General features: G+C 73.2%; 1 protein-coding gene. It reads right to left on the minus strand.

From position 1 onward, the window contains the following. Positions 1-2027, minus strand: a 2027-nt coding sequence (locus tag QSK31_RS48390) for a hypothetical protein (RefSeq protein ID WP_285691975.1), incomplete at both ends; no start/stop codon positions are given.

Raw genomic sequence — 2027 nt, forward strand, 5'->3', positions numbered from 1 at the left:
GTCGTCGTTCCGGTCGGTCACATCCGGGCTCGCGGCCTGAACCATCTCGGCCAGCACCGACGTTCCCGCGCCGCGATCGTGGAGCTGCGCGGCCATATCCAGCAGGACGTCCGACCGGCCCTCGGCCGGCGTGCCGAGGAAACTCCGCACCGTGCCCGGCAGGCCGAGGCGCCGCCCTCGGACGTCCGGCCGCAGCAGCCGCACCGACGGGACCTCCGGCACCCGCTCGCCCATCCCGGTGACCCGCAGCAGGAAGTCGTCGGACGTGACGAGTTCCGTCCGCTCCTCCTCGTCCATCATCTCGCGCTGCCGCTCCGGGTTCACCTCGAGCAGCACCTCGAGAGCTTCCTCCGGCGCCCTGCCGGCCACCGGCACCGCCTCCGAGACGGCGGAGCGGTGCGCGTCCACGTCGATCCCGGCGTACGTCTCCTCCGGCCGCCCGCCGCGGCCGCCCGGTCGGCGAGGCCGGAAGCGAATACCCGAACCACTCCCGTCGCCGCCGGGCGCATGCCACGCGACGGCGTTGTACCGGTCGAGCACCGCCGCCGTGTCGGCGTCGATCGCGCCCCAGGTCACAACCGCCGGCAGCACACCCGCCTGACGGAACAGCTCGAGGGTGTGGTTCAACGCCCGCACGTCCGGCGTCGCTGGCCGGCCGCCGGGCTCGGCCACCCCCAGATGCAGCGCCGGGACGTCGGTCGTCGCCGCCAGCGCCGCGCCCAGACCGGCATCGAGCAGCGCGGCCACGTCCCGTCCGGGCGAGCCGGCGCGAACCGGATCCGTGCCGGCCAACGAGTACAGATGCGGCACGGCCGGGTCCGGGCGGTTGAGCCGGGCCGTGAACGCCTCGTACGCGGCGGAGGTCGCCGTGTCCGCGGTCAAGTCGCCGGTGAGGAATTCGGTGAGCGAGATCGCCTTCGGCGCAGTGGCTTCCGGCTGCGAGGGAAGCAGCGAGACCTCCGCACCGGTGAGGTGATCGTCCCGGAATCGCATGCGGCCGTCGAGCGGACGGCCCTGCCGGTTGGCCAGGCTCCGGGCCAGCGAGTCGATGTCCCGGTGACCGCCGAAAGCGCGGTTCATGTCCGGGAAGACCACCGGGTGGAAGCCCGCCTCGATCAGCAACCGGTGCAGCAACAGGCCGATGTTGAGCCGGGCGTTGCCCTCCCGGTGGAAATGGCCGATGTGCAGGGCGACGATCGTCTCGCTGATGGCCCGCAGCCGGTCGAACGGTCTGACGGCGGACTCCGCCGCGGCGTAATGCCGATCCAGGATGCGTCCGACCAGGACCGGCGCCTCCTCCGGGGAGTAGTTCGGCGTGAACACCAGCCCGCCCGGGCGGGTGTCGAGCAGGACGATCGGCTCCGCCGCTCGGTCGGCCGAGACCAGCGGCCGTCCGTCGATCCGCAGCTCGCGTACGGACGGAGCGAGCGGTCCGTCCGGACCCGTCTCGGTCACCTCGGCCGCGCCGCCCCGGCCGGTCCAGTCCGAGCCGCCCGGCAGGTGCCGCACCACCGCGGCGTGGATCTCGTGGTACGTGGCCACGTCGACCCGGCCGGACGGCGCCGCCGGGAACAGATGGGTGCGATACGCCTCGACCATGCTGTCCCGGAACCCGGGCTCCCGCGGGTGGTCGTAGATCAGGCCGGGGTTGTCCCGCCGCCAGTTCTCCACCGACTGCTGGTGGACCGGATCGATGTAGAGACGCCACCAGTCGACCTCCGGCGTGCCACCGCCACGGCGGCCGAACCCCCCGACGCCCGGTCCGCCACCGACGCCCGAGCCGCCGCGGCCGTCCGTCCCGTCTGACCAGCGGCGCGGATCCCACACCACCGCCGCAGCCGGTCGAGCAGGGTCGTTGTTCACCCCGCCGGCGGACGGCGGCACCGTCTGGGACTGGGGCGGGTCGAGGGTGATGGTGCGGCTGTCGCGCAGCATCTCCCCCGTGGTCGGCACCTGGATCGCCGGGAGCAGGGCACGCAACTCGACAGAGGCGGAATCGTAGGCCAGGACCGCAGCGTAAACCTTAC

The organism is Actinoplanes sp. NBRC 103695 (assembly GCF_030269485.1).
In the GTDB taxonomy this organism is placed as follows: Bacteria; Actinomycetota; Actinomycetes; order Mycobacteriales; family Micromonosporaceae; genus Actinoplanes.